Origin of the sequence: Staphylococcus sp. FSL W8-0271 (assembly GCF_038006605.1) — a bacterium.
Taxonomy (GTDB): Bacteria; Bacillota; Bacilli; order Staphylococcales; family Staphylococcaceae; genus Staphylococcus; species Staphylococcus cohnii.
On sequence record NZ_JBBOVM010000001.1, the window covers coordinates 2,480,632 to 2,500,797 of the forward strand.

Sequence of the window (20,166 nt, forward strand, 5' to 3'; positions counted from 1 at the left end):
ATATCAAATTAAGCTTAATCTAATTGTATTTTATCATTAGTTTTTAGATATTTAAAATCATAAGTGTTAAATTATCATTTATGTCTACTCATAAAAAAACAGGACAAGTACATAAGTAAATGTCCCATTTGGCTAAAATACTTTCAATTGTTCGCTATGTATTACAAAACCCACCAACACTTCTGCTAATAGGTAGTTATATTATGTATCAAGACAAGAAGAACTCGTTTCTCAAACCTAAAACGCTAAGTTCAAAATTATAGCTATTAAAGCTAAAATAATAGCTATATAACCTAGTTTAAATTTAGCTAACACTCCATAAATACCAACAAATAAAATTCCTAAAGTTGTACATAAAGAAGCCACATCTGAATTTATTTGAAAAGCAAAAACAACAAGACTAATGAAGAAAAATACAGAAGAAATAATCAAAGAAGTCATAGAAAAAATACCACGATTTTTTTCATTCATAATAAAAAGCCCCCTTTCACTTTTTAAACTATAAAACATTATTGCTTTATTGATGTTGAGTCTCTGAAGTCTTAACTTTTATAATAATGTTTAGCATACCAAGCCACAAAAATTGCAAACAATATAACATAAACTCCAAACCATGTGTCTAAATGGGCTTGATTCATTTGTTTATATGCAAAGAATGCTAAAAACACCCCTAAAATCACTTGTACAATAAGTAAAAACCATTTCAAATAACCCACTCCTTACATTTTTTATCATTTCGAAATATTATTAATCAAAACATTTTTATTTGTAAAATAAAATAGGGCAAGCACTTTTTGGTGCTCATCCTAATATCAATACAAGAGAAAACTCCTTTCTAAAAGAACAAAATCTCTATTAAACCTAAAATAAACAAAACTGCACCTACTGATAAGTAAAGAACTTCAGTTTTTCCTTCTTTTTTAGTTTCAATCCAATAATTTAAGATAAGTATTAAACCTATAACGGATAAAGAAAATGGAAAATTTATAAGACTTATTAAATCCAATATTGTTAATATGGAAGTTGCTATAATTAATAAAATCAATATATTAGATATGATATTTAAACTCTTCATTACAACACCTCATTTTTCAAACATTTACATTGTTACTTTTCCAATTTCTTTATTGATGTTGAACCTCGGAACTCTTAACGATCAATAATTTTTTCAAGAAAAATACTCCTTTTATATAGGCCCTTTTCATTTAATTTGTCTAAATGTGAAAATACCAAAGAGGTAAAACATAAGTTTCCATTATTGCTGATAGTAATACAATCATATTATGAACAATTAAACTGTTTAATACTTTTTACAGTATCTTAACACTACTCACCTGATTTAGCTTTATTGATTTTATAAATAGCAAATATAGTTACTACAACTATTGTGAGACAATCAAATGAATGTATAAATACATCTTCAAATGATTTATCTTGCCAGAAATAACGGATACTAAATAATAAAATAGATTGAATAAATACTGCAATAAATACACCAATAACCCATTTACTAAATATAAAACAATATCCAATAAATAAAAGTGTAAATCGTTGTCATTAGCATTACTACATATGGTATAGACATATTTATTTCTCCTTATTTAAATAAATAGCTAAGAATGCCGTTCCTATACAAAACCACATACTAAATATTGCTATCCACATAACTAATCCACCTTTTCTATATATTCCAATAGTACATTCCCAATTAAAACAACTATAACAATATCTGCTAGTATGATTAGCATGCTAAAAGGTATTGAGAAATTTAATAATAAAGTCCCTATGTAAAAAATAGCTATAGCAATAAAAAACTGTATTACAACATGAAATAATTTATGCCCTCTCATTTTCATGAAAAATAGTCCTACAAACAATACAAAAAGTAATGATAAATATAATGTAATACCAGTTAAACCCATTAACTCCTCTGATTTAGAGTTAAAATTAAAGAATGGTATAAAAGTTAATATTCGATTAATGAATAACAGAATACCGCAAAAGACTATAATACCAACGAAATGAATACCTAAACTTTTAATAAATAATAATAATTTATTTTCTGATTTCTTAAAACCAATCGATATAAACAAATCTATTATAGCAGCTAACACAATTATTAATATAAATACTATTAAATAAAATTGGGAATACTTTCCCATAAATAGGTCAATAAAAAAACCTAGAACATCTTACAATCCACTTAACATAATTTTCTCCTTAAATTTTGTTTTCTTTTTAATAATATTGAGGATAACTCAAAAATATAATAACATATTTTTCAAAAACTTATATTGCCTAAATGTATAAATTTTATTTCTAAATAAATGTAATTATAACAAAACAGCCTAACAGAACTTATAATAATGTGTACATTTTAGAGAACTACATTTATTTAAATAACCTATTAATATTAATAAATATTTGATAGTGTGATATTAGTTACATACACACCCTTTATTACACGGAGGCATATATGCTTAAAATTCAAGATGATGCTTATCTCAAAAGAACATTAAAATTCTTATTTACAACATTATTGATTTTTTTAATCACCCTTATTTTGGCAATTATATTCAGTCCATCTATAGAAACTTTAAAAAGTGCTACAGAGAGTACTCATAATTCCGTAGATAAGGCACGAGGTTTGCAAAAGGTTTGGGAATATATACTAAACAATGGCTTTAAAGTGCCTTTTCAAATGCTAATACTGACTATAATTCCAATTCCTTTTCTATATTACTTAAATATAATAAAAACAACAGTACCACTAGGTATAGCGTTTGGCTTCGTACTTCATTTTGATTTATATAAAGGGAGCATGATGATTATAGCTTCTACACCTCATTCTATCGTAGAAATATTGGGTTTTTGCTTCATAGCTAGTGCCTTATTTAAAGTTAATCAATCTATTATTAGAAAAATTAATAACATTTTCAGAAAGAGTAAGAAACAAAATCTTTCTATCAAATTAGCAATACTTAATTTATTGAAAATTTATTTGTTAATTGCCCTACCTTTAATTATAATCGCAGCATTTATGGAAACTTATTTAACAGATCTTTTATTAAACTTATTGACATAATAACAATCTCACTATCATTTTGAATTGGATAATATTAAATATCAAAAGATCATCCCACATGTATTTTTTATTGGATTCTTAAACAAAATTCAATATATCTATAGATTGATTCATATTATGATGATTTTTTAGACATCTTAAAAGTCTTATATACTACTTTCGACAATTTAAAGCTCAGTACTTATTAGTAAATTACATAGGGGGAGGAGTGATTACATGAAATTTGGTAAATATAAATACGATTTCAACTATTTAATCATGTCCATACCACTTTTAATAGTATCTATATTTGTACCAGCAGTTTTTGTAGTATTTGTAATTTGCTTAATATACGGATTTGAGTAACGTAAATAGGAGGAATATTATGAAGTTCGGTAAATATAAAGTAGATGAAACGTACTTTGTTTTCGCAATGACATTTCTAGTATTATCTATTACAGTAATGCCTTTATTTTTGGTTATTAGCATATCATTTTTAGTATTTAGCTTTAAGAAAGAGAAATAATACATAACAAAGGGTGGAATTTATCATGCAATTTAAATTTAATGAGTGGAATGTCACTGTAAATGGAAAAGGTTCACATGATGTTGTTGTTAATGAAGATACATTATTAATTTTACAAGGATACCAACACGTTGAAATAGCATTAAAAATAGATAATGATACCATAAAAGTAAAATCTTTAGGTTATAACGAAGATGTAAGTATTAACCCTGTAACTAAAGAAATTACCGTTAATATAATTAACTTATTAGAAGATGATGAATAATTTATAATCAAGTCAAATATTTATTAAAAGACAAATAAATTTCTTCATGGGTAATACGCCTCCTCTATTTATTTTATATCTTAAGGAGGGATAACAAATGTGGCATGAACAATTCTCTAATAAACATAACTAAACGCAATATCGTTTCTATGAGATGTATAAAGACCCATTTATAGACAAATGGAAACGTGTAAGCGTTGTTCTAAATAAGAATGATAAGTAGTCACAGAAAGAAGCTCAAAGGCTCTTAAATGAGCGTATAGGGGAATTATTAGCAATTCAACCAGATAATATTGATTTTGATAATAAAACCTTAGAAATAAACGTTACAATTCATTGGCATAATGAAAATAATACAGTAAGCCTTAAAGATACAACCAAAACTGGGGCTTTTTATAGATCAATTTCACTAACCTCTCGCAGTTGTGACATTTCACACAAAGCTATGTTAGAGAATAAAAAGGCTATTCAATGGGCATCTATTTATCAAGAATATCGATTTATATTCACTAATCATCGTGGCAATCCTATATCGCTTAGTACCATCAATAGAAATATGCAACAATCAGAATCTAGCGCAGGTATTACAAAACACACAACAAGCCACACTATACGTCATAGTCACATATCATTATTATCGCAATTAGGTGTATCTCCCAAAGCAATAATGGGCGTGTGAGGCACACTGATCATAAAACTACCCTACATATATATAGTCACGTAACTGAGCAAATGGATAAAGATATGATGAAAAAATTAGAGAAAATACAATAATTTATAATACAATAGAAAGAGTGATAACATGAATTTTATTATTTATCCTTTGTTATTCGGATTGATTTTCGCTTTATTTAAAACTTTAGATTTATGGTATTCAAAAAAAATCGCTAAGACATCTACAAGTGATTGGAGATTTAATCCTCATTTAATTTGGATAATGTCTATAGTCGGTATATTTATGGGGATTGCGTATGTTTTATTATTTAAATAATTCTTCATATTAGGGAGGTAACTTTTATTGATTACCTCTTTTTTTAATGCCCGAAATTCATAAAATTGCAAATCATGCCCTTTTTACATTCCTCAACCACAAAAAACAACCCCTCAAGCCTATGCTTAAGGGGTTTCATCATTCTATTCTATTATTCCCACTCGATGGTACTTGGGGGCTTAGATGTAATATCATAGACAACACGGTTAACGTGGTCTACTTCATTAACAATTCTGCTTGAAATTTTTTGTAAGACTTCCCAATCAATACGCGCGAAGTCACTTGTCATACCATCAATAGATGTCACTGCGCGAATACCAACAGTATGATCATACGTCCGGTAGTCTCCCATGACACCTACGGATTGAATACCAGGTAACACTGTGAAGTATTGCCATATATCACGTTCAAGACCTTCTTCACGAATGACTTGTCTTAAAATCGCATCTGATTCGCGTACGATTTCAAGTTTATCTTCTGTAATTTCACCCAGCACACGAATACCTAAACCTGGACCTGGGAAAGGCTGTCTCCATACTAAGTGTTCTGGAATACCTAATTCGATACCTAATTCACGTACCTCATCTTTGAATAACGTATTAATAGGCTCAATTAATTGGAATTCCATATCTTCAGGTAATCCGCCTACATTATGGTGTGATTTAATCGTTTGTGCTGTTTTTGTACCTGATTCAATAACGTCTGTATACAATGTGCCCTGCGCTAAGAAATCAACACCTTTTAGCTTAGATGCTTCATCATCAAAGACATAAACGAATTCATTACCAATGATTTTACGTTTTTGTTCCGGATCTGACACACCTTGCAGTTTATTCATAAAACGTTCTTGAGCATCGACACGAATGATGTTCATATTGAAGCCTTCACCAAATTGTTCCATGACCATGTCGCCTTCACCTTTACGTAGTAAGCCATGGTCTACGAAGATACATGTTAATTGGTCGCCAATCGCTTTGTGTAGTAATACTGCAACAACAGATGAGTCTACACCACCACTCATTGCACATAATACCTTGCGATCACCAACGAGTTCGCGAATTTTTTCAACTTCAATATCTATAAAGTTTTCCATTGACCATTCACCAGTACATTCACACACGCGACGTACAAAGTTACGTAATAAGTCATTACCAAATTCAGTGTGACGTACTTCAGGATGGAATTGAACACCGTAGATACGGCGTGATTTATCTTCAATTGCTGCATAGTTCGTACTTGGACTGTCTGCAATCACTTCGAAACCTTCTGGGATTTCAATAACTTTATCTGAATGACTCATCCAAACATTTTGTTCCTCAGGTAGTCCGAAGAATAATTCGTCAGTTTTCGCATTAATCACGGCTTTACCGTATTCTCTTTCATTGGCACGTTCAACTTTTCCACCCAACAATTTAGTTGTTAATTGCATGCCATAACAAATACCTAGAATAGGAATACCTAAATTGTAAATTTCTGGGTCAATCGTAAAAGAGTTCTCTTCATATACTGAATTCGGCCCTCCTGAAAGGATAATCCCTTTCGGATTCATGCGTTTGATTTCTTCAATGCTAATTTCATGGTCGTGCAGTTCACTATACACACCCATTTCACGTATACGACGTGTAATTAATTGGTTATATTGGCTACCAAAATCTAAAACAAGTATGAGCTCTTGCTCTTTCGCCATTTCCATAACTTTAAATCTCCTTTTAACTTAGAATGAATAATTTGGTGATTCTTTTGTAATTTGCACATCATGTGGGTGACTTTCTGCTAAACCAGCAGGTCCCATACGTGTAAATTGTGCCTCTTCTCTTAATGCTTCTAAGTTTCTTGAACCAGTGTAACCCATACCTGATCTCACACCGCCCATAAGTTGGTAAATCGTATCTTGTAATGGACCTTTATAAGCAATACGACCTTCAATACCTTCAGGGACGAATTTTTTAGGCGCTTTATCTTCTTGGAAGTAACGGTCGTTAGAACCACTTTCCATTGCACCTAATGAACCCATACCTCTGTATACTTTATATTGTCTACCTTGGAATACTTCTGTTGCACCAGGGCTTTCTTCAGTACCTGCAAGTAAGCTACCTAACATCACAGCATGTCCACCTGCAGCTAATGCTTTGATGATGTCTCCTGAGAATTTAATACCACCATCAGCAATAATAGATTTTCCATGCTTACGTGCTTCTGTTGCACAGTCATACACGGCTGTAATTTGTGGTACACCTACACCAGCAACCACACGAGTCGTACAAATTGAGCCAGGTCCTATACCTACTTTGACAACATCTGCACCAGCTTCGTATAAAGCTTTAGTACCTGCAGCAGTCGCAACGTTTCCGGCAACTAATGTCACTTGTGGGAATTTTTCTTTAATGTGTTTAACTTGTTCTAAAACGCCTTTAGAATGTCCATGAGCTGTATCAATAACTAAGGCATCTACACCCGCTTCAACTAATTTTTCAGCACGAATATCTGTATCTTTTGCAATACCAATCGCTGCACCAACTAGCAATCTGCCAAGTTTGTCTTTAGCAGAATTTGGGAATTCAAGTACTTTTTCAATGTCTTTGATTGTGATTAAACCTTCTAATCTACCATCTTTAACTAACGGTAACTTTTCTATTTTATGTTGCTGTAATAGTTCTTCAGCTTCATCTAAAGTAGTACCTACAGGAGCTGTAATTAAGTTTTCTTTAGTCATAACATCTGAAATCTTAATAGAGAAATCTTCAATAAAACGTAAATCACGGTTTGTTAAAATACCGACTAATGTTCTCTCTTCTTCATTATTTACAATAGGTACACCGGAAATACGATATTTTCCCATCAATGCTTCTGCCTCATACACACTTTCTTCTGGCGTCAAGAAGAAAGGGTTTGAAATAACACCGTTTTCTGAGCGTTTAACTTTTTGAACTTCATCTGCTTGATCTTCAATATTCATATTTTTATGAATGACACCTAGACCACCTTGTCTAGCCATTGAGATCGCCATTTTGGATTCAGTTACAGTATCCATACCTGCTGAAATAACAGGGATATTTAATTTAATACCTTCTGATAATTGAACACTTAAGTCTACTTCTTTCGGCAATACATCTGATTCTGCTGGTAACAATAACACATCATCAAAAGTTAAAGATTCTTTTTCAAACTTGTTTTCCCACATATGAATACAGCCTCCTAATATTTGTTTTATAGCTCCATTATTCCATAGTTTCTATGTTTTGTTGATTCTTAATGCCATTAAAAAAGAAATTCAAAACAATTGCTGAAATCGCACCGAGTACAATACCATTTTGAGTTAGCCATGCGAATTGGTCTCCTAAAGCTTGAAACGCTTGAGGTACTGCACTTATACCCGTTCCTAGTCCAACTGATACCGCGATAACCAACAAATTATTTTGATTTTTGAAATTAATATTACCTAATATACTAACACCATATGCCATAACCATGCCAAACATTGCTATCATTGCACCACCTAATACTGGTAGAGGAATCATATTTGCTAAGGCACCCAATTTAGGAATACAACCACAAATAATGAGCAAGATAACCATGCCATAGATAACTTTGTTCTTTTTAGCACCAGATAATGATACTAAGCCTACATTTTGAGAATAAGCAGTATACGGGAATGCATTAAAAATAGATCCTAAGATAATCGCAAGACCTTCAGCAGTATAACCTTTACGAAAATCTTTTCTTTCCAATTTCTTACCTGTAATTTCACTTAATGCATGGTAAACACCTGTTGATTCTATCAGACTGACTAATGCAACAATAAAGAATACTAAAGTTGCGCCAAAATCAAAGCTGAATGTTGAAAATCTAAATGGTTGTGGTAATGAAAACCAATGTGCTTCACCAACTTGTTTTACATCAACAATACCAAATATTGACGCTAATACAGTACCTACAATTAAGCCAATCAATATGGCAATAGATTTTAAGAAACCTGTTGTAAAACGTTGCACAATTAATATGACTATTAATGTAATTACACCAAGTAAGATGTTTTTGGCATCACCAAAATTTTCAGCCCCTTCTCCACCTGCTAAATAATTCATCGCTACTGGCATCAAATTGATACCTATAATTGTAACAACACTGCCTGTCACAACTGGTGGAAAGAATTTAACTAAATATGAAAAAAATGGAGCAATGATGACAACCAATATACCTGATAAGAAAAGGGAACCGTATAAATCACCGATACCTTTAGTTTGCCCGATTAAAATCATCGGTGCAACGGCTGTAAATGTACAGCCTAAGACAATGGGCAACCCAGTGCCTGTACCTTTCCAAACTTGTAAAAATGTGGCTACACCACACATGAAAATATCAACAGTGACTAAGAAGGCAATTTGTTCTGGAGTAAAATCTAAGCTTGTCCCTACAATAATCGGTACGAGTATAGCGCCTGCATACATCGCCAATAGATGTTGTAAACTTAAGATGAATGTTTTCATGATTGTTCCTCTACAAATGTCACTTTGTTACCACTTAGAGAAGCCACTTTACATAAAGACGATACTTTCAATCCTGCTGTTTCTAAACGTTCTCTGCCTGGTTGGAAACTCTTTTCAACTACAATACCTATGCCAACAGTTTCAGCATTGGCTTGTTGAACAATTTCATTTAAGCCTAATGATGCATCACCATTAGCTAAGAAATCATCGACGATTAATACGCGATCATTTTCGTCTAAAAATTCATCTGAAACCATTACAGTACTCGTCGTATTTTTAGTGAATGAATGGATATCAGCTTGATAAGTATTTTTCGTTAACGTGCTGGGCTTTGCTTTTTTAGCAAATAAACACGGCACATCAAAGTGCATTGCTGCCATGATTGCTGGTGCAATACCAGATGCCTCAATTGTTAATACTTTCGTAATCCCTTCATCTTTAAATTGATTATAAAACGTTAGTCCCACGTCGTGCATCAGCTTTGCGTCTATTTGATGATTTAAAAACCCATCTACCTTCAAAATCTTCTCATCAATGACGACACCGTCTGCCTCAACTTTCCGTTTTAACAAATCCACTCAAAAAACCTCCTCATTTTTTATACAAAAAAAATCCTAAACTAACTTAGTTTCAGGATCTATGAGTGAACGTGCAATACTATAAAGAACTGATGTTTAACTTACAACATGTGCGTTGCAAATTAAGTCTTCAACATTCATTTCCCTAATTATGTAAAAATTGAAAACACTACAATTGTTTTAGAAAATTATATGTATAACTTCATTTCCCTAATAAAGCTTTAAAACGATTGGAGTTGAATGCTTTGTATTGTATTGGTTACCCATAGTCATGTCGTTAATGGCAACATGGTAGAAACTTCTAGAGCCATATTCTCTAGATTATATGAGTTAGATAAATTATTAACTGATGATAGCAAATTTCAGCATGATTTTCAATACGAACATTATAAGTAAGCGCTTTATAAAAAGAGATTTGTTAATAATTAACGGTTGTAGTAACCGTTTTCTTTACTTTAAAATCAACATTGTCAGATATGTCACTTCATTATATAATAAAAATATATTCGTTTTACCTAGTAGTTAATATGGAAAGTATTAGATAAACAATAGAAAAATGGACGGAGGGACAAGACAATGGCAGATTTTACAATTGTACAAAGCAAAGATGAAATACTACCAACTATCCAACAAAAATTGTCAGAAGGTTATGTTGAATCTGAAATTTCGGTATTAAGTAAGACAAAACTTCATTTTGACGAGTTACATGATTCTGAAGTAAACCTAACAGCAACGAGTGGTTCATTCAGTGACAAAATGGCTAAAATTCTGACTGGAGAAGACGGCGAAGAAACTGTTTTAGCTTATTACGATATTAATGATTATGATAAAGAGCGTTTTAAAAAAGAACTTCTTGATAATAACTTTCTAGTTGTTGCAACTAGAGATAACTCTTCTCATGAAGAAGTTCAAAAAGCAAACGCTGCATATGCAGGCAATACTGTTGAAGATAAACATTACGTAGAAGAAACAAACGGACCAAAATCCTAATCTGCGCTTAATCAAATTGTGATTTAATGCAACTATTTAAAAATGATCACAACATACTTTCAAATTACTGCTTAACATATAGACTACCTTTATCAGGAGCGAACATAGAAAATCACTATGTATTTTGTGGTTTCTGTGTCGCTCCTATTTTATTTCTATTACAAATGATGCATACAATATTTTCACTGATTTCCATTAATTTCCTATGTTATAATAAACGCATTATTATTGGGGGTGCATCTATTCATGGATTTTAAAACTATCAAATCAATTGATGATCCATTATTTAAAGCAGCATTAAAACTTTACGATGGGCAATTTGACATTGATTTATCCGAAGATGAACAAATATTTAAACAATCTTTAAAAAATGAACATACCAAAGATGACTATATCTTTTTAGTAGGATTACAGTCAGATAAAGTTGTTAGTTTAGCAACTGCACATTATGAAGCAACGACAAATTCTGCATTTTTAATCTATCTGATTGCAAATGACCAACCGGATCACGGTGAATTAATTACAAAAACTTTAGCGCGTATTGAAAAAGAAATTAATTATTTATCCAATCAATTACATGAACACGATGTAAACTTTATTATGCTAGAGGTACCTAAAGAACCAGAACTTGTTTCAGAAGCTGAGCAACAAGTGCTCAGTAATAGACGTGAATTTTTATTTAGCCATGGTTTTGAAAAGCAATATGATCTAGACTATTTAGCCCCAAATTTAAATGGATATTCAGAGGGATCACCGAAAGATTTATTTATCAAATCTAATATAGAACTGACAAAAGACATATATGGACCATGTATTAAATCAAACTATATATTAAAGTATGTATTTGCGAACAGAATTTCTAGAAGTATTATTTACCCACTATTAGAAGAAATGGATTTACGTAAATCATAGTGTACACCACTTGAAATCACTGTTAAAACAGTTTAGACTAACATAGAGGTAAGACTGACGTTTCACTAACCGAAGACAAACGTCCGTATACATAAAATCATTTATGAAAGGACTCATTTCTATGTTAACTAAAGAATTTGCACAACGTGTTGAACTAAGTGAAAAGCAAGTCCGTAAAATTGTTCAACATTTAGAAGAACGCGGTTATCAACTTAGTAAAACTGAATATCGTGGCCGCGAAGCTACAGATTTCCAAGAAGAGGATATTGAACTCTTCCAAGATATTGCTGATAAAGTTAAGCAGACAAATAGCTATGATTTAGCTTTTGAAGAACTCGAAAAAGAAAAAGATTTTCTACAGGTATTAGTCAAAGAAGATGACAACAATCTACCTTCAGACCAAAATGTATCTTTACTCGTAGAGGACTTACGTACTGAAATTCAAAATATGCGTGACGAGCGCCAAATGCTTGGACAAATGATTAATCAAGTGCACCAACAACAGCAAGAATTGCATAAAATGCAAAATCAAATTACATCTAAATTAGAAGAAAATACAGAATCACTTAAAGCAATTCAATCATCTACAGACGAAATTAAATCTACACAAAGTGTCATTCAAGATTCTCAAAAAGAACAAACTGAACTTGTGAAATCTAATGTCGAATCTGAAAGTGTGCATACCAACCAAAGTTCAATTAATAATGAAGCGAATGCATTCACTGAAAATATAACTGAACAAGCTAATACTAAAGTAACACCTGATAAAATGGCTGACACAACAGATCCACATACAAATGAAGTTTCTGAAAATGTATCAGCAGAAACTGTTGATGAAGAAATCACACAAATTAGTGAACAACCTACAGCACAATCAGTACAATCACCAAATTCGGAAGATGAAAAACAAACTTCTAAAGTAAACTCAGCTGATAAAGCAGATGACTCTATTAAACCGGATACTCACAAAGAAGCTTCTGAAGTTGAGCAAAAAACAGATCATAATAAAGCGGTCGCATCAGCGTCATCTACTGCAAATGAATCAGATTCACAGCAATCAAATGCATCTAAAGAGGCTACTTCAACTACTTCTTACGGTTCGCCACTTGCTAAAGAAGAGCGCAAAGAAGAACGTAAAGGATTTTTCGCACGCCTCTTCAATTTATAAGTGACAGATAATTCCAAGGCGTCAAAGCCTTTGGTTAAAAAGAAACGTCAATTTCTATTGAAATAGTATAGAAATTGACGTTTCTTTGTTTTGCATGAAATTTCGTAACTTGTTGTGTAACTATTTTTCTAATATTCAGCGCTATTATGACTAATTAAGCCCTCGTTTAACTATCATATTGTTCTACCCAAAGGCGTCTAAAATGTCCACCAGTTTTTCCAAAACCAAAACTGCGGTTACTTCATTTTCTTCCTTTAATGGATTATTTAGTTTCTAAACCAAAAACTTCCCTTAATTTCATCCAAATTGAATTTCTATCTAATTTAGCCACAAACACCTTGACACCACACCCTACCTATATTTATAGCCCTTCCGATTCTGTTTCAAAAATAAAGTCATATAAATTTTATAATTTTTTTGAGTAATTGACTTGAATATTATTCGTTTTGCTACTATCCTTAGTATGCGTATCGGATTTAACAAAATAAATTAAATAAAAGAAAGCGTAGGTCTTGTTTTTATGTTACTAACAATTTTAAACATCATTATTTTTATGGCCTTCCTTATCGGATTATATGTAATGGCAAGAAGACATGTTTCGTTTCCTAAACGTGTCTTTACAGCATTAGGCATCGGGATTGTCTTTGGAATTGCCATACATTTAATATACGGTGTGGACTCAAAGGTCACTAAACAAACCACAGATTGGTTTAGTATAGTTGGAGATGGCTATATTTCATTCTTACAAATGATTGTTATACCTTTAATTTTTATTTCAATCGTTTCAGCATTTACTAAAATTAATATTGGAGAAAAATTTGCTAAAATTGGCATCTATATCTTCATTTTCTTAATTGGGACTGTAGCAATTGCAGCAATTATCGGTATTATCTCAGCACTTGTCTTTGGTTTAGACGCATCTACGATTGATTTAGGTAGTGCTGAAAGCTCAAGAGGTAGTGAAATCGCAAGTCAAGCTAAGGATATGACAGCGAACACGCTACCACAACAAATCTTAGAATTATTACCAAGTAACCCATTCTTAGATTTCACTGGTCAACGTACAACATCAACAATCGCTGTAGTAATCTTTGCTGCATTTGTTGGCTTTGCATTCTTACGTGTTATGCGTAAACAACCTGAAAGCGGCCATTTACTTAAACGCGGTATCGATGCAATTTATAATATCGTTATGGCGATTGTGACATTTGTACTACGTCTAACACCATATGGTATTTTAGCTATCATGGCGAATACAATCGCGACAAGCGACTTTGGTGCAATTTGGACGTTAGGCAAATTTGTAATCGCATCTTATGCGGCATTAATTGTAATGTATATCATTCACTTACTCATTGTAACGGGTATGGGACTAAACCCTGTTACATTTGTTAAGAAAACATCTGAAGTATTGTTATTTGCATTTACTTCTCGTTCAAGTGCTGGTGCATTACCACTTAATGTTCAAACTCAAAAAAATCGTTTAGGTGTGCCAGATGGTATTGCAAACTTCTCAGCTTCATTTGGTCTTTCTATTGGTCAAAACGGCTGTGCCGGTATTTATCCAGCAATGTTAGCAATCATGGTAGCGCCAGCAGCTGGTGTCGAAGTTAACTTACAATTTATATTATCTGTCATCGGCATTGTTGTGATTAGTTCATTTGGTGTTGCTGGTGTCGGTGGTGGCGCAACATTCGCCTCTATCATTGTATTATCTACTTTAAATTTACCTGTTGCATTAGCTGGTGTGCTGATTTCAGTAGAACCACTTATCGATATGGGTCGTACTGCATTAAATGTTAACGACTCTATGCTTGCAGGTACAGGTACAGCTAAATTGACAAACAACTTAGATACTGACACTTATCATTCAAAAGAATACGGTGAAATCACAAGTTCATAATAATAAGACATCACATACTATGAACTTAAGATATCTTTTATAAATATAATTAAAGGTTGGAACGCTTGTCGTTCCAACCTTTTTTCATTTCTATACTTTTACTATATTTTCAATTCTAATTTAATCATATTACTATTTTTGTCGTTTTATCGTTATCATTAGTTTTACGTAATTATAAATAAAGACAATAGTCAGACTTAGCGACAATGATTTCAACAATAGGTTGACCCATGTACCGTTCGTAGTTAAGTAGTACGTCACGATACTATTTATAACAAACACAATAAAAATAAGCCCTAGTTTCAGTAACATGTCTCCCACCTCTTTTAATTTAGTTTAGTGGGAAACATGTATTTTTTCAATTTAATTTTTTATGCTGGCAAGTTATATGGCCCTAGTTATTTTAAGATTCAACACTTGTTTGTCCAAATATCTTTTTCTTTATCGCTTCTCCAGTAGGCGTTCCAGCTAGACCCCCCAATCCAGTTTCTCTTAATGATGCTGGCAAGTTACGTCCTACTCTATCCATCGCCTCTATCACTTCATCAACTGGTATTCTGCTTTGTATTCCCGCTAATGCTAAATCAGCTGAAATTAGTCCGTTGCCTGAACCTATAGCATTACGCATAACACACGGTATTTCAACCAACCCTGCCACAGGATCACAAACTAATCCTAATAAATTACTGATAGCTAAAGCCATCGCATGACCACTTTCTTCAGGTGTTCCACCAAATATCTCAACTGCTGCCGCCGCTGCAATTGCAGAGGCTGATCCCACCTCTGCCTGACAGCCACCAATGGCACCTGCAACACTTGCATTGTTTGCGATGATTTTACCACATAGCGCGGCTGCAAATAAAAAGTCAATCATCTGTGCTTGTGTTAATCTGTGTGTCTTTTCTAACTTGAATAGTATACCTGGTATTGTACCTGAAGAACCAGCAGTTGGCGTTGCACAAATGATTCCCATCGCAGCATTGACTTCATTAGTTGATATTGCGCCTTTTAAAGCTTCAACCATATCATGCCCAGATAATGCATGGTAATGTTCATTATATCGATCTAGTTTCACGGCATCTTGTCCTGTATAACTCGTGACACTTTTTACGCCTTCTCCAGAAAGTCCCTTTTCTAAAGCTTCTCTCATAACATCAAGGTTTTGTTTCATTAATGCACGAACTTCATCCCTCGATATCCCTTTTAAATCCATCTCCTCACGAATCATCATTTCAGCAAATGTTGTGTTGTGCGTCATTGCATAATCTATAATTTCTCGCATTGAATGATACATATTGCCACTCCTCTAACAGATATATGAAAAATCTAATTCTTTATATTTCTCGCGTAACCTACTTAAACTATCTATATCTAAAGCTTTATTTAAGTGTAATGCCAATAAACAATTGTCATTATTAATTGTTTTTATCTCTTCATTAATATCTACTTCATACTCAATCAAGTCATTAATCAAATGGTTAATTAATGAAATATTAGCTGCTCCATCTACAACCAAAATAGGTAATGCGTGATGCATAAGGATACAAAGACCGTCCACATGAATACTTTTAATCTTGATTGTACCTCCACCGATTGAAATACCATTAATTTCCACATGTCGTTCGTTGCCATCTAATTTAATTAATGCGCAGTTAGGATGTTTACCTAAGCTAGCACTTGTTTCTTCTATAATTTCTATATCAATATTTTGAGCTTCAGCAAATGAAATAGCGTCTTTAATACGTTCATCAAATGTACTGAAACCCAATGATCCACCTATAATTGCTAAATCCGTTCCAAGTCCCTTGTGTGTGGAGGCAAATGATTCATAATAATGAATCACAATTTTTGAGGTTCACATTGTAGTACTGTGCGTGCAGCATTGCCTATTTTCACTGCACCTGCCGTGTGAGAACTAGATGGTCCCATCATAATTGGCCCAATAACATCAAAAGCACTTTGATAATCTTGTTTTCTTGCCATTCTTCTCTCTCCTTAATTTGTCTGTTTTTTCATTCTAGGTAGATTGAAATTTAAGCTTGTCATATTAAATTTATTAATCATTTTTCCTATAACTAGACTTAATAAAATACTAGTAATTGATACCGTAACAATCGTTATTACAGACTTAATTGGATCATTAAATCCAAACAGTACAATAGCACCGGCAATTGGCGTCGCCATACCCGTCACATTGATTACTAATCCACTAAATGTGACAATACATGCGTTTACCACACCAATAAGCGCATTTGTACCATAGAGTTGTAAAGGATACTTCGCAATGATATCTATTTGGGTTAATGGTTCAACTGCAACTGCAAAAGCTTTAGAGGCGTTACCTATTTTTAATTGTTTAAACATAATGAAATTGACAAATGAGCTACCCGTACATGTCAGTGCTCCAATTGCCATTGGCAAACCAGTTAGTCCTAATAAACTTGTTAATACCATAGAACTAAGTGGTGTCATACCTGTAACAGGAATAATGAGGCCTAAAATAATTGCTAAGACATAAGGATTATTATCACCAACAGCCGTCACAGCACTACCAATTTGTTTTAATAATGCGATAACGCCATGCTCATAATACTTGCAAGAAGGAATGAAACAGCAGGGGCAAATAAAATTACAGTTATTAAATCTAAGCCTTCAGGGACTTTCTTTTCTAAAAATTTAATAGCAAAAGAAACTAAATAAGCAGCTAAAAAAGCAGGTAGTAATTTAAAGTCATGAAGTACTAAACCAACAATTACAGCAAAAACTGGCGAGACACCTAATTTTAAACAAGTAAGAAAGCCAACTGCTACACCACTTAAACTACCAGCTAAGTCACCAATCTCTTGCAAAAATTTAATGTCAAAAACACCACCAATAGCATAACTTAAAAATGCTTGCGGTAAGAATGTTGCACAGGCAGCGCCCGATAATGCTTGTAGCCCTTTCTTACCATAAGGTGCAAAGTTTAAAAATAACGTCATAGCTAACAAAACAATGAGTAGCGTTCCTACACCTAAAATAATATCCATTTCCTCAAACCTCTTTCTATTTTCATTGATATCTATCACTTTTTTATTTCCAACCACATCATAAAACTTTGTGAAAGCACTTACAATGGCAAAAAACAGACTTTTATGAAATATTTGTGAATAAATTCACAAAATAGAGAATTTTATATAATATAATAAACAATTTAACAAATTGATTATTATATTAAGTTAATGGATTTATGAAAGCGAATAAACTTTAAACCAGGATATGCATACAAAAATTATTAGAACTTGAACAAACACCTGAATTTTTCTTATTATCATAAAATATTAAGCACTGTCATTGCGCAACAAACTCAAAAATTTCATAAAAAACACCAATTTCTATATTGTTACAATAGAAATTGGCGGTTACTGTTTAAGCGAAACTACTAATATTACGAACGCTTAAAGCATTGGTCATATTGAGATAATCAACTTAATAAATCTTTTTAATATGAAAATGTTTCATGCTTAATTATTTTTCTTAACGATAGCTTTTCTATAATTTCATTAAAGATGATTTTATCGTCACTTTTTAATATTTACTATCTCGGTTTGAAGGGACCCCAAGTAATTTTCTGTTTGCCATCTAACGGAATGGAATCAATCGTATTCGACACATCATCAAACCATTTTAAAAATGCAGGGTTTTTGTCTAAATGCGCTTCGGCACTGTCTTCACTAATATCGTGTAAATACCATGCCTTACTTTCAAATTCATACTGAATCTGTGAATATGCGAGACGAGTTAAATCAACACTATCATATAAACAGTTTACATGCTTCACGAGATTCGGAGCTTGTGAAATTAAACTATTAGATATAGTTTTTTTATGCGTTTGATTATCTAAATCATTCCACATTCTTAACTGGCCGTCCATTTGGAAGAATATATCTATTGTAGAATCATCTTCGTTAAATGAAATAAGAATAAATATACGTTCTGCTGTGTGATCAACGGAATTAATTGCTCCGACAACTAACTTTTGGGCCATTTTCACCCAATAGGCTTGAGCTTCTTGAGGGGTTAGTTTACTGCTAGAAGAATAAATATATTGCTCATTCGCTTTATGCTTTCCATGCGCTTTCTTACCAAAAAATTTATCAAACATGCTCAACATAACCAACCCCTTTCTTAAATATGACCTATCCATCATAAATGACACGCAACAGAAGTTGTCAGTGAATTATTTTTTAATAAAACCTGATTTATTCAATTGTTCTAACATATCTAGTCTCTGCTTAGCACTCATAAAATTAGAAATTTGTTCTGACCATGTTTCATTACGTTCGCCATTTGTACGAGATGCATAATATTTACTTACGGTTTCATCGTAATCTGCCAATGTTTTACGCTGCGTTTCTTTATCACTGTCGTATTTATTGTGATGGAAGATATTTTCAAGTGGTAAGCGTGGTTTAGGATTTCCATTTTCATCATCTGCTGGCAGACCTAATGCCATACCAAATAATGGGAAAGTATGCTTAGGTAAGTCTAAAATTTCACGCACACGTTCAACATCATTTCTCAGTGATCCTAAATAAACCATGCCATATCCCATATCTTCAGCTGCAGCAGCAATATTTTGAGCAACTAATGTCGCATCAATCGTCCCGACCAATAAACCTTCTGCTGATTCAAATGAAGTCGCCATATCTTTTTTAGTATTTTCATTTACAATTGCATGTCTGTAATAATCCATGACAAAAACAAATAAATAACCGTTTTCTACCACGTAAGGTTGACCTGACACTTCTTTCAAGTCTTCTTTAATTTCAGGATCATCTATACCTATAATTGAATAGGCTTGTAAATAACTAGACGTTGAGGCGCTTTGCCCGGCCTCAATTAATTTTTTAATATGTTCTTCTGAAATAGGTTCATCCTTAAAACTTCTGACTGAATGGTGTTTTTTCAATAAGTTGTATACATAATCAGACATGTATTATCCGCTCCTCTTTTATGTAAGTGTTTATAGTATTTAAATGTTAACAAAGCTCGCAGTGAATTGCTTGTTATTTGTTTACCCTTTTTCACACTAATTAAATGTTAATCCCCTTTTAAATATTAGGTATTCATAAAATATATGAACAAAATAAAGCATGAATGTAACGCTTATGTGACTCAAATAAATAAGTCATCTTAACACATATAATATAAATGAACACATAAAGCATATTTCTAAAAATTCTTCTCTCAGATTTCGCATTATTACAAACTTTTTGGCGTTTTGTAAAATACCTTGTTAA

Annotated in this window: 18 protein-coding genes, 3 pseudogenes and 1 riboswitch; of the genes and pseudogenes, 8 read left to right on the forward strand and 13 right to left on the reverse strand. The window is 32.5% G+C overall.

Going from position 1 to position 20,166, the window contains the following annotated elements; translation table 11 throughout:
- Nucleotides 1–237: 237 nt before the first annotated feature.
- The 3 genes from NST87_RS12180 to NST87_RS12190 form a co-directional block, all read right to left on the reverse strand.
- The gene (locus tag NST87_RS12180) at nt 238–471 is read right to left on the reverse strand and encodes a hypothetical protein (protein WP_019469915.1); all 234 of its coding nucleotides are present in this window, start codon (nt 469–471) and stop codon (nt 238–240) included.
- Between the two features lie 71 nt (nt 472–542).
- Nucleotides 543–707: a hypothetical protein gene (locus NST87_RS12185; RefSeq protein WP_019469914.1), complete on the reverse strand. Its 165-nt coding sequence runs from the start codon at nt 705–707 to the stop codon at nt 543–545.
- A gap of 128 nt (nt 708–835) precedes the next feature.
- Nucleotides 836–1,075 carry a hypothetical protein gene (locus NST87_RS12190; RefSeq protein WP_040029830.1) on the reverse strand — a complete coding sequence of 80 codons (240 nt, stop codon included), beginning with the start codon at nt 1,073–1,075 and terminating at the stop codon, nt 836–838.
- A 1,401-nt stretch (nt 1,076–2,476) separates the two neighbouring features.
- On the opposite strand from NST87_RS12190, the gene NST87_RS12195 reads away from it, so the two are divergent.
- The 4 genes and pseudogenes from NST87_RS12195 to NST87_RS12210 all read left to right on the forward strand — a co-directional run.
- A complete protein-coding gene (locus tag NST87_RS12195) occupies nt 2,477–3,085 on the forward strand; it encodes a stage II sporulation protein M (RefSeq protein WP_019469911.1) in 609 nt (202 codons plus the stop codon).
- A gap of 364 nt (nt 3,086–3,449) precedes the next feature.
- Complete coding sequence (locus NST87_RS12200; protein WP_019469909.1) at nt 3,450–3,590, forward strand: hypothetical protein; 141 nt, start codon at nt 3,450–3,452, stop codon at nt 3,588–3,590.
- A gap of 25 nt (nt 3,591–3,615) precedes the next feature.
- Nucleotides 3,616–3,855, forward strand: a complete 240-nt coding sequence (locus tag NST87_RS12205; RefSeq protein ID WP_019469908.1) for a hypothetical protein — start codon at nt 3,616–3,618, stop codon at nt 3,853–3,855.
- A gap of 244 nt (nt 3,856–4,099) precedes the next feature.
- Nucleotides 4,100–4,629 (forward strand): annotated as a pseudogene (locus NST87_RS12210) (tyrosine-type recombinase/integrase); the annotation flags it as partial.
- Between the two features lie 368 nt (nt 4,630–4,997).
- On the opposite strand, the gene guaA reads toward NST87_RS12210, so the two are convergent.
- The 4 genes from guaA to xpt are packed head-to-tail and all read right to left on the reverse strand — an operon-like array spanning nt 4,998 to nt 9,911.
- Complete coding sequence (guaA, locus tag NST87_RS12215; protein WP_019469906.1) at nt 4,998–6,539, reverse strand: glutamine-hydrolyzing GMP synthase; 1,542 nt, start codon at nt 6,537–6,539, stop codon at nt 4,998–5,000.
- Between the two features lie 21 nt (nt 6,540–6,560).
- Nucleotides 6,561–8,027, reverse strand: coding sequence for an IMP dehydrogenase (guaB, locus tag NST87_RS12220; protein WP_040029828.1), 1,467 nt, complete (start codon nt 8,025–8,027; stop codon nt 6,561–6,563).
- A gap of 37 nt (nt 8,028–8,064) precedes the next feature.
- Nucleotides 8,065–9,333, reverse strand: a complete 1,269-nt coding sequence (gene pbuX / locus NST87_RS12225; RefSeq protein WP_019469904.1) for a xanthine permease PbuX — start codon at nt 9,331–9,333, stop codon at nt 8,065–8,067.
- Nucleotides 9,330–9,911, reverse strand: a complete 582-nt coding sequence (gene xpt, locus NST87_RS12230) for a xanthine phosphoribosyltransferase (protein ID WP_019469903.1) — start codon at nt 9,909–9,911, stop codon at nt 9,330–9,332. Before xpt ends, pbuX begins: the two co-directional genes overlap by 4 nt.
- A 246-nt stretch (nt 9,912–10,157) precedes the next feature.
- Nucleotides 10,158–10,260, reverse strand: a riboswitch (purine riboswitch).
- Between the two features lie 227 nt (nt 10,261–10,487).
- On the opposite strand from xpt, the gene NST87_RS12235 reads away from it, so the two are divergent.
- The 4 genes from NST87_RS12235 to NST87_RS12250 all read left to right on the forward strand — a co-directional run bounded on the left by NST87_RS12235 (nt 10,488) and on the right by NST87_RS12250 (nt 14,884).
- A complete protein-coding gene (locus tag NST87_RS12235; protein ID WP_019469902.1) occupies nt 10,488–10,901 on the forward strand; it encodes a general stress protein in 414 nt (137 codons plus the stop codon).
- A 246-nt stretch (nt 10,902–11,147) separates the two neighbouring features.
- Nucleotides 11,148–11,813, forward strand: a complete 666-nt coding sequence (locus NST87_RS12240) for a hypothetical protein (RefSeq protein ID WP_019469901.1) — start codon at nt 11,148–11,150, stop codon at nt 11,811–11,813.
- Between the two features lie 121 nt (nt 11,814–11,934).
- A complete protein-coding gene (locus tag NST87_RS12245; RefSeq protein WP_040029827.1) occupies nt 11,935–12,981 on the forward strand; it encodes a hypothetical protein in 1,047 nt (348 codons plus the stop codon).
- Between the two features lie 520 nt (nt 12,982–13,501).
- Nucleotides 13,502–14,884: an L-cystine transporter gene (locus NST87_RS12250; protein ID WP_019469899.1), complete on the forward strand. Its 1,383-nt coding sequence runs from the start codon at nt 13,502–13,504 to the stop codon at nt 14,882–14,884.
- Between the two features lie 132 nt (nt 14,885–15,016).
- Here the strand turns inward: NST87_RS12250 and NST87_RS12255 are convergent, their stop codons facing one another.
- The 6 genes and pseudogenes from NST87_RS12255 to nfsA form a co-directional block, all read right to left on the reverse strand.
- Nucleotides 15,017–15,196 carry a hypothetical protein gene (locus tag NST87_RS12255; RefSeq protein WP_071560188.1) on the reverse strand — a complete coding sequence of 60 codons (180 nt, stop codon included), beginning with the start codon at nt 15,194–15,196 and terminating at the stop codon, nt 15,017–15,019.
- 91 nt (nt 15,197–15,287) lie between these two features.
- On the reverse strand, nt 15,288–16,178 hold the full coding sequence (gene sdaAA / locus NST87_RS12260) for an L-serine ammonia-lyase, iron-sulfur-dependent, subunit alpha (RefSeq protein WP_115041320.1): 891 nt from the start codon (nt 16,176–16,178) through the stop codon (nt 15,288–15,290).
- 12 nt (nt 16,179–16,190) lie between these two features.
- Nucleotides 16,191–16,867: pseudogene (gene sdaAB / locus NST87_RS12265) on the reverse strand (L-serine ammonia-lyase, iron-sulfur-dependent subunit beta).
- A 12-nt stretch (nt 16,868–16,879) separates the two neighbouring features.
- Nucleotides 16,880–17,913, reverse strand: a pseudogene (locus NST87_RS12270) (PTS sugar transporter subunit IIC).
- Nucleotides 17,914–18,461: 548 nt separating this feature from the next.
- Nucleotides 18,462–19,028 (reverse strand): hypothetical protein, encoded by a 567-nt coding sequence (locus NST87_RS12275; RefSeq protein ID WP_037540008.1) that lies wholly within the window; start codon nt 19,026–19,028, stop codon nt 18,462–18,464.
- Nucleotides 19,029–19,103: 75 nt separating this feature from the next.
- The gene (gene nfsA, locus NST87_RS12280; RefSeq protein ID WP_019469894.1) at nt 19,104–19,859 is read right to left on the reverse strand and encodes an oxygen-insensitive NADPH nitroreductase; all 756 of its coding nucleotides are present in this window, start codon (nt 19,857–19,859) and stop codon (nt 19,104–19,106) included.
- Nucleotides 19,860–20,166: the final 307 nt, after the last annotated feature.

What these genes read in the sequence shown, in the direction of transcription:
- NST87_RS12255 (WP_071560188.1), bottom strand. Translation starts at nt 15,196, where the DNA reads ATGTTACTGAAACTAGGGCTTATTTTTATTGTGTTTGTTATAAATAGT.
- NST87_RS12275 (WP_037540008.1), bottom strand. Translation starts at nt 19,028, where the DNA reads ATGTTTGATAAATTTTTTGGTAAGAAAGCGCATGGAAAGCATAAAGCG.
- NST87_RS12240 (WP_019469901.1), top strand. Translation starts at nt 11,148, where the DNA reads ATGGATTTTAAAACTATCAAATCAATTGATGATCCATTATTTAAAGCA.
- NST87_RS12235 (WP_019469902.1), top strand. Translation starts at nt 10,488, where the DNA reads ATGGCAGATTTTACAATTGTACAAAGCAAAGATGAAATACTACCAACT.
- pbuX (WP_019469904.1), bottom strand. Translation starts at nt 9,333, where the DNA reads ATGAAAACATTCATCTTAAGTTTACAACATCTATTGGCGATGTATGCA.
- NST87_RS12190 (WP_040029830.1), bottom strand. Translation starts at nt 1,075, where the DNA reads ATGAAGAGTTTAAATATCATATCTAATATATTGATTTTATTAATTATA.
- guaB (WP_040029828.1), bottom strand. Translation starts at nt 8,027, where the DNA reads ATGTGGGAAAACAAGTTTGAAAAAGAATCTTTAACTTTTGATGATGTG.
- guaA (WP_019469906.1), bottom strand. Translation starts at nt 6,539, where the DNA reads ATGGAAATGGCGAAAGAGCAAGAGCTCATACTTGTTTTAGATTTTGGT.
- NST87_RS12180 (WP_019469915.1), bottom strand. Translation starts at nt 471, where the DNA reads ATGAATGAAAAAAATCGTGGTATTTTTTCTATGACTTCTTTGATTATT.
- NST87_RS12205 (WP_019469908.1), top strand. Translation starts at nt 3,616, where the DNA reads ATGCAATTTAAATTTAATGAGTGGAATGTCACTGTAAATGGAAAAGGT.
- sdaAA (WP_115041320.1), bottom strand. Translation starts at nt 16,178, where the DNA reads ATGTATCATTCAATGCGAGAAATTATAGATTATGCAATGACGCACAAC.
- NST87_RS12245 (WP_040029827.1), top strand. Translation starts at nt 11,935, where the DNA reads ATGTTAACTAAAGAATTTGCACAACGTGTTGAACTAAGTGAAAAGCAA.
- NST87_RS12195 (WP_019469911.1), top strand. Translation starts at nt 2,477, where the DNA reads ATGCTTAAAATTCAAGATGATGCTTATCTCAAAAGAACATTAAAATTC.
- NST87_RS12200 (WP_019469909.1), top strand. Translation starts at nt 3,450, where the DNA reads ATGAAGTTCGGTAAATATAAAGTAGATGAAACGTACTTTGTTTTCGCA.
- NST87_RS12250 (WP_019469899.1), top strand. Translation starts at nt 13,502, where the DNA reads ATGTTACTAACAATTTTAAACATCATTATTTTTATGGCCTTCCTTATC.
- nfsA (WP_019469894.1), bottom strand. Translation starts at nt 19,859, where the DNA reads ATGTCTGATTATGTATACAACTTATTGAAAAAACACCATTCAGTCAGA.